The sequence below is a fragment of the Enterobacter sp. 22466 genome, from assembly GCF_052044775.1.
GTDB classification, from domain to species: domain Bacteria; phylum Pseudomonadota; class Gammaproteobacteria; order Enterobacterales; family Enterobacteriaceae; genus Enterobacter; species Enterobacter dissolvens.
The window spans coordinates 1-7,227 of sequence record NZ_JBQENX010000024.1 but is presented as its reverse complement, the minus strand read 5'-3'; the positions used below and the strand labels follow the sequence as shown (position 1 = coordinate 7,227).

At 43.8% G+C, this 7,227-nt stretch carries 7 protein-coding genes and 3 pseudogenes; 7 read left to right on the top strand and 3 right to left on the bottom strand.

Translation table 11 applies throughout. The features are described from left to right. Nucleotides 1-702: 702 nt before the first annotated feature. A complete protein-coding gene (locus ACTJJI_RS25990) occupies nt 703-1,035 on the bottom strand; it encodes a hypothetical protein (RefSeq protein WP_440656261.1) in 333 nt (110 codons plus the stop codon). Nucleotides 1,036-1,352: 317 nt separating this feature from the next. Between ACTJJI_RS25990 and ACTJJI_RS25985 the strand changes: the two genes are divergently transcribed. Further along, entirely contained in the window at nt 1,353-1,685 is a 333-nt protein-coding gene (locus ACTJJI_RS25985) for a hypothetical protein (protein WP_440656259.1), read from the top strand. A 107-nt stretch (nt 1,686-1,792) separates the two neighbouring features. Here the strand turns inward: ACTJJI_RS25985 and ACTJJI_RS25980 are convergent. Then, nucleotides 1,793-2,206, bottom strand: a pseudogene (locus ACTJJI_RS25980) (Tn3 family transposase); the annotation flags it as partial. A 102-nt stretch (nt 2,207-2,308) separates the two neighbouring features. On the opposite strand from ACTJJI_RS25980, the pseudogene ACTJJI_RS25975 reads away from it, so the two are divergent. From ACTJJI_RS25975 to ACTJJI_RS25965, 3 genes and pseudogenes are all read left to right on the top strand, one after another. Further along, nucleotides 2,309-2,500: pseudogene (locus tag ACTJJI_RS25975) on the top strand (Tn3 family transposase); the annotation flags it as partial. A gap of 162 nt (nt 2,501-2,662) precedes the next feature. Beyond that, nucleotides 2,663-3,877: an ADP-ribosyltransferase domain-containing protein gene (locus ACTJJI_RS25970; protein ID WP_440656257.1), complete on the top strand. Its 1,215-nt coding sequence runs from the start codon at nt 2,663-2,665 to the stop codon at nt 3,875-3,877. Nucleotides 3,878-4,327: 450 nt separating this feature from the next. Then, nucleotides 4,328-4,582: pseudogene (locus ACTJJI_RS25965) on the top strand (Tn3 family transposase); the annotation flags it as partial. 50 nt (nt 4,583-4,632) lie between these two features. Here the strand turns inward: ACTJJI_RS25965 and ACTJJI_RS25960 are convergent. Then, nucleotides 4,633-4,842 carry a hypothetical protein gene (locus ACTJJI_RS25960; RefSeq protein WP_440656255.1) on the bottom strand — a complete coding sequence of 70 codons (210 nt, stop codon included), beginning with the start codon at nt 4,840-4,842 and terminating at the stop codon, nt 4,633-4,635. Between the two features lie 409 nt (nt 4,843-5,251). Between ACTJJI_RS25960 and ACTJJI_RS25955 the strand changes: the two genes are divergently transcribed. The 3 genes from ACTJJI_RS25955 (at nt 5,252) to ACTJJI_RS25945 (ending at nt 7,125) form a co-directional block, all read left to right on the top strand. Further along, nucleotides 5,252-6,160 (top strand): inverse autotransporter beta domain-containing protein, encoded by a 909-nt coding sequence (locus ACTJJI_RS25955; protein WP_440656253.1) that lies wholly within the window; start codon nt 5,252-5,254, stop codon nt 6,158-6,160. Nucleotides 6,161-6,185: 25 nt separating this feature from the next. After that, entirely contained in the window at nt 6,186-6,566 is a 381-nt protein-coding gene (locus ACTJJI_RS25950; RefSeq protein WP_440656251.1) for an inverse autotransporter beta domain-containing protein, read from the top strand. A gap of 100 nt (nt 6,567-6,666) precedes the next feature. Continuing rightward, nucleotides 6,667-7,125, top strand: a complete 459-nt coding sequence (locus ACTJJI_RS25945; RefSeq protein ID WP_440656249.1) for a site-specific integrase — start codon at nt 6,667-6,669, stop codon at nt 7,123-7,125. The last annotated feature ends 102 nt before the right edge of the window (nt 7,126-7,227 follow it).

Genomic DNA, 7,227 nt, shown 5'->3' with positions numbered 1-7,227 from the left:
CAACCTGTTTGACTGCTTCAATTTTAAACTCTTCGGGATAACGCTTACCGCTCATGGGCACCTCTCTTTAAGCCATCTTAAATGACTCTGAGGTGTCTGTTAAACCCGTGGCGATTCAATTTATATTTCCAGGTGAGCGATATTATTGCCAGAATACGTTTTTTTATTTCAAAAAACGTTACTTTAGTCACTGTGGCCCCGTGAGAATGCTACCGTACGGTGACAGGCCTGAATGTACAGGGGCTGAAAATCCACGCGAGGGACATCAGTCTGATGAGGTATATCCCGACCTGATGCAGGTAAGCCCTGCCAGTCGCTCACCGAAAGCACAAAAAACGATCTGAGTTAGTACAAAACATCACTAGCCTGCGGAGTGCCAACGTACTCTGTGACATACGAATCAAAGAGTGATTAAATTCTAACTACTTCATTCCGGGGGTTGTGGATCACAAAATCAGGACACTGGAATAATTTGTTTCCATTTTTCTTCGCGAGCAATCAAGGTGGCGGGCGTGTTGCACTGTTGCACAGGCAGACAGGAAAGTACTGTAGTACAAGAATGTAACCCGAGATAGGTTATCACCTTCAGCAGCATTCTCAGGCTCTGTCTGAAAAACTTATCGTTAATAATGTGTCTACGATGTGCAAGAAAGAGCCCTGCAAACACAGGGCTAAAATATAAAACCACTAAATTAAAGCACCCTAAAGCTCACTTACCGGGGCTCTTTTCGACTTCATGTCAGTATAATTATATTCTGGACAGATATGAAGTGCCACATTCATTACCCTGTTTAAAAAAGCATCATATTTATTACTCTTTCCAACCAACTTCTGTATATATTTAATTACATCTTTACTTACATCTTCTTTGTTACTTCCGCATACCGTAGCAATACGCATATCATTTTCAGCTATTTTAGCATGCAATATTTCCTGAGCGATTGAGATATTCGTAATGGAAGGATCTTTTTCTGCGCGAATCACGGCCTTCTCATAGTCTGGAGTATGAATAAAACTACCGACTCTTTTAAACATGACGTTTCCTCCAATAGAAAAAATACAGAATACTCTGATATTAAAAATAACCTACTAAAAAACGCTCCCCCGGTTTTTCCCAGTCGCCAGTCATCCTGTTGTAAGTTCGAGTGCAGATTTTTCCGGTGATGCAGGATTGGTCAGCAAATTGCGGCTGACAGGTTCCAGGAGCATGCGGGTATCTGTAACAAAAAAGTCACGGATATGCGCAGCCCTAAATTAATTTACCCAACCCTTTTTTTGTATTACATGCCACCTGGACTCATATCATTAGTATGGCTTGTGCTCTTTTATGTAAAACAAAAAAGGAATCCTGAATGGTTACCACGAACCCGCTATGTGTGCAAAACCAAACCTGTACTCTTGGTCCAGATGATATACTTATCCCTGCGCTCGAATCAGGCTTATATTCTGAAGGTCTATTCAATTTAGCGTTGGAAGTGAAAAATGAAGTACGAGACATACGCTTTGGTGGAGGTAAACTCCCAGAGGACCTGAGAGGAATATCCGAGAACGACTTTATGATCATGCGTACAATGCAGCAAGACATTCCGGGTTTCAGATCCGTAGGACCGGTAACATATGCTGCTACATTAAGAGGGTTAATCGATAAGGTGGTTGAAGAGAGCATGGTATCAAAGTCATCATAAATGCCACTTACCACACTTAACCACCAGTCAATCCGGTATCCGGTTATGACGTGTGGATGCTGAGGAATCGCTGAGAGGGGGGACGCTCAGTGGAACGAAAACTCACGTTAAGCAATGTTTTCTTCCTCTGACGCCTCTTTTAATTGCCGAAAATGTCCTTTTGTTACCAGCTCTGCCTGTGTGAAGGAATCATGGCCGAGTATATTGGTATGCCCGTGGCAAAGCGGTGAGAGTCGTGCAATATCTTCATCATTCAGGGTTCCCCCTGTGCCCGGAGATGATCCGGGGCTGCCTGCATATAATATAGTGTTCCATAACACGACGGCGTTAGTGACCAACCCCAGTGCACCCAGTGGATCTTCCTGATCGTGACAGATAGCTCTGGCAACGGCATGGCGGCTTTCTCCCCGGTTTAGTTGGTCAGAATGCTCGTCATCAATATAATTAAGCAGAGACAGCGTTTTGTTGATGCGTCCTACTTCAATGATTGCCTGAGTCAGTCCGGAAGGGCGTTTCCTCTTTCAGCAGATACGAAAATTCGCCAGCTTGATAATGGCGAAATCAAAAAATGCCCCGGCAATGTCCCTACACGTTTTGTTCCATACGAGCTATAGCCGATACTGAATTTGCGTCGTGCAGTTCAGCTTCAGCTCAATAAAGGCGAGTATCGACATAAATTACCCCGATGGTTTTTCTTTGCAAATCAGGGCGAATTCACGACTGATGATGACGTATTAGCCCATATATCTTTTGATGGGGAATCTTACGCTACAGAACCTACCGAAAGGGTAAACCGTAATCTTCTGTTCAAATGACCTGCTTATCCAATATTTTCTCTTGGCTACATTCTGCTACCTGTTATCTCTGACTAAGGGTCGTTTCTTGATAGCCCTCAATCATGAAATCTGCAATCATTGTGATTTTTAGAAAACTCATGTATTAACAATGTTCCATATACTCAACAATGAGGGAAATAAATGTCGATCAATTCTGTTGGAAATCCCGTAGCGTCTATGAAGAGCATACCGCAAGGGCGGGTAAAATTAAGCGAAACTAGATGCACGCTAACGAATAAAATAAAAGACATCACAAATAGTGCAGGCAAGCTGAAAATATCTATTGCCGAGCATAAAAGGGGAATTGACGGAAACCAGTCATTGCTTAAAAGTCTTAAGTCTGTCTCAGCAATACATGGTGAGAATGCCTCTGTACGTCTGAAAAATGGTCATTATAAATACGCTCAGGCTAGTAATTTTTTAAAAAATGTTTTTAATGGCAATCGTTATCAGATTGAGCGCAACGCCGCAGCCAAAACGATCGGTGCTAAAGGGAGTGCAGTATCTGCCGGAATGGTGATAAAGACGTTACAGTCAAAAATTGACAGCGCAACGAGTGATGTTAATAGGCTAAATAAAGAGGTCGCCATATATCATGATGAAATTGGCCATCTCAAGGCGGAAAAAAAGGTCATAGAGACAAAATTAGAACAACTTATTGAAATTGATACCGATAAGGAAAAAGCTGATGAAAAAAACCATAATATTCGACAGCATGTTTCCTCGATATATCAAACCAATGCGGGATGCAAAGCGATCAACACTGTGGCACGTCATCTGTTTCGCGGCGCTCCCTCAGGGGGCAAGGTGAGCGGGGATGCAGTCATTAATGAGTACCGCAGTGTTCTTCGTGATGATATTTTTAACCATGGTAATAAGGAACTTGAAAAAACTATCAGGTCAAATTGTAGCAATCTGAGCAAACTAGTAAATACGGGTGCTCAAGCATGGTACACCCCGACAAGAGACAATATTACAACTTACCGCGGGCAAGGAATTACGCAGAGTGGGATTAACACATTAATTTCACAATTTAATGCCGATAAACAGAAAAAAACTGACACCGTTTACAACCTTGGACAATTCTTTTCCACATCCAAAAGTAAAGATGTTGCCCATGATTTTGCAAATAGTAGCCCGGATGATATAAAGGTCATATTTACTGTGAAAGGCAATAGCAGCCACGGGTTATCCATCCCGGGTGGTCTGGTATTTGAAAATTATGAGGGCGAAAGGCTGTATTCCCCGCTGGCGAATTTCAAAGTTACAGCCGCCAAAAGAGTAGAGTCGAATACTTACCGTGTCACGTTAGAGGAAGTCACGAAGGGGGGTATGGCGCAGCCTCTGCCCTATTAACTAATAATAAAGGTGTGAACGTTGCGGCCTTACAGGGTGTTGCGTTCACAAAAAGAATGTAACCGTAAGTTTCTACCCAAATGCTCCCGCTGCTCCAGGGAGGTCTGGGGGCATCAGAATAAATCTGTGGCAGGGTTGGTACAATCACAGTTGTGATGTACATCCCTTGCTTCAAAACAGTAATATTTCCCGCTGGGCCTTGAGCCTTAAAACTACGGAATCCATAAGTGCTTTCAATAGAGAGTTCCTCAATAATCTATTATTTGTAATAATGTGTTCAGCCGTTTTTTAGTTATCGTCAACCTTGCAGAAACAGCATGCTTTCCCTCATGCATTGTTTTACTTGTTGATTGAACTTGTCTATATATTCAACGGGGGTATACAGCGATGTTATTTTCGGTTTTTCCGCCTGCTTGGATATCGTTTTTGTCTAAGGTTCGCGGACACGGGCATGGTAAGCGGGGAGAACTGAGACAGGTTTATCGTGAAGGTCAGGAGAATCAGCTTGGATCGTTAGGTCTGGTGCTCAATATTATTGTTCTGTGGAACACAATTTACACGGATGCAGCAATTCAGTAGCTCAGGCGTGAAGGTTATCCGGTTCTGGATTCAGACGTTGAGAAACTTTCACCATTACAGCGTGGGCATATCAATATGCAGGGGCGCTATCCATTTACAGTACTGGAATCCTTCAGTAAGGGTTAACTGAGAGCTTTCAATGAAGAGAAATAATTTATTGATTAATAAATTAATGGCTATTTAAATTGACCTCTAAACAGCATTTTCTGTTCCGTTGATCCACAAACCCCAGTGTAGCAATCCTTTATTTTTCCTGCTTCACTTTGTGCTCTTTTCGTTGTCGCATCGATTGTGATTTTATTTAAACAATCTGAAACTCTATATTTTTTAGCCAATAACGAGAATGCATTTTTGGGACTGTCAGATGTATTTTTAACCTGCTTCATATCATTGCCTAATGGGTTTTCTAATGCTTTTGAGCGGAGGTTGTTATTAATTTACTAGTTGGGTGCCTTCACTCACCCTGGCCACTTAGTTATCTAAACTCCTGGGGATTCGTTCAGCTGCTGCCTGCAAGTAAACCCAACGATTTTGGGTATAAGTGTTATGTCGTTAACATTAATTTAGTTTAATATCTACCAAGTGATAGTATGAATCTATACTGAAAATATAACAACGTATTTTTAATCATCATTTTTGATGAACGGCTTAATTTTATAACTCATTATACTAAATGCAAATTTGGCTTCGTTTTTTGATATTTGTTTTTTTGAAAAAATAAAATAATTTTATTTATACAGATCCCAATTGTTATCATTTTGTTCATTGTTGTTGGAGATAATCACATTGAAGCCTATGCTGAAAGCACTTAGCTGGCTACAGCTGCTGTTACAAATATTTTTTCAATTTTTTATACCGTTGTATTCCTCATTTAATGCTGTTAACTCATGGGCCAAAAATTTACCCGATAATGTGACATCACAGGCAGCGCTACAGACGTTTCTTTACCTTCTGAAACCGACAGATTCGCTGTCTGAAGTGGCGAAAAAATATCATCTGACGATTGAACAGTTATGGCAGCTTAATCGGCGCGACTATTTATTTAAACGTGATTTTCTGGCACTTAAAAGTGGTGAAGCTGTAAGGGTACCGGTTACGCAACAGAGCCCTGTGGATGAGGATCAAAACCATCTCGCCGGTTTTCTGAGCCAGTTTGGAACCCGTTTTAGCGGCGATCATGACAGCAATAAGCAACAAGCCGCTCGTGAGATGGCCACTGGCTTTGTGACCTCCCCGGTCGCCAATGAGGCCAGTCGCTGGCTGTCACAATACGGTAATGCGCGCATCGATTTTAATGTCGATGACCGCGGGAATTTGGAAAGGTCGCAGTTTGATATGCTACTGCCCCTTTACAATCAACCTGATACCTTGGTGTTCAGCCAGTTTGGTGTGCGTCGGCTTAATCACCGCACTATTGCGAATCTAGGCATGGGGCAGCGTCATTTCTTCCCCCATTGGATGCTGGGATACAACGTTTTTTATGACCAACAGTTATCCGGTGTACATAACCAACGATTAGGGTTAGGTCTGGAAAGTTGGGCGGATTATCTAAAGGTTGCTGGCAACGGCTATTTTCGCCTGTCTGACTGGCAGGCCTCTACGCAAATGGAAGATTACGACGAGCGCCCAGCGAATGGCTTTGATCTGCGTATGCAGGCTTATTTACCGGCCTGGCCTCAGCTCGGGGGGGAAGCTAGTCTATGAAAAATACTATGGCGATAAGGTCGACTTGCTGAGTAACGGAACGCTGCAGCGTAACCCGCAAGCCATGACATTGGGTCTTACTTATACACCGGTTCCAATGGTTGGATTTGCGCTTGAACATACCCAAGGCCAATCAGGCAATAATGATGTCGCGAAGGTGGCGCTGAATTATCGCGTTGGCATTCCCTGGGAGCAACAGTTGGATCCGGATGCCGTACGTATCACACGGACGTTGTCGGGGAGCCGTAATGATTTAGTCGATCGCAATAACGATATTGTTCTGGAATACCGTAAACAGCAAGTGATCCATTTGACGTTACCGCCGTCGATCACTGGTAAAGAGGGGCAGAGCATTCCCCTCAATTATCAGGTGAATGCACGGCATGGTCTACAGCGGATTGACTGACAACAGAATGATATTGTTAATGCGGGTGGCGCCGTATTCTCTCTATGTTATTTGGAATTGACTATATTTTATACATGCTGTTTTTAGGTCAGGGGGGGAAGTGCGACAGAAATTACTGGATGCTTTGCCTTTCCTGGATGGGGATACTTCAGCATATCGGTGGGTGCTTCTGCAGGAGGACCTTTTACGGGCCCCGAACACCGTTGACGCCTATGCCCGCGGGGTCAATGACTGGCTTGCTTTTTGCCACGCCTGCGGACTGACTGCCGTCACCGCCGGACACGATACGGTTGCCCTTTATGTCCGTTGTCTGCATGTCGGTCACCACCTGTCCGCAGCCACCCTGCATCACCGGATGACCGTGGTGCGGCTGTATAGCGACTGGCTTTGTGAGGAGGGGCTGCGCGAAAAAATCCTGTCAGAAGGGCTATCTGGAAAACCGGCGGGAAGGGAAAAACCGGTATTGTACCTGTTCAGCGCAGGCTGCCGTGGATCCCTGACGACATGGCGTGGTTACATTTTCTTGACGTCGCAAGACAGACGTAAGCGCCCCGTGTAGGACGTAGGGTAAAAATTAGTTTACAGACAGGGTGACGTTCCAGGGCAGCAGCTCTTTCACACGGTTGGCTGGCCAGGTGTTGATGACGCTTATCACCTGCCG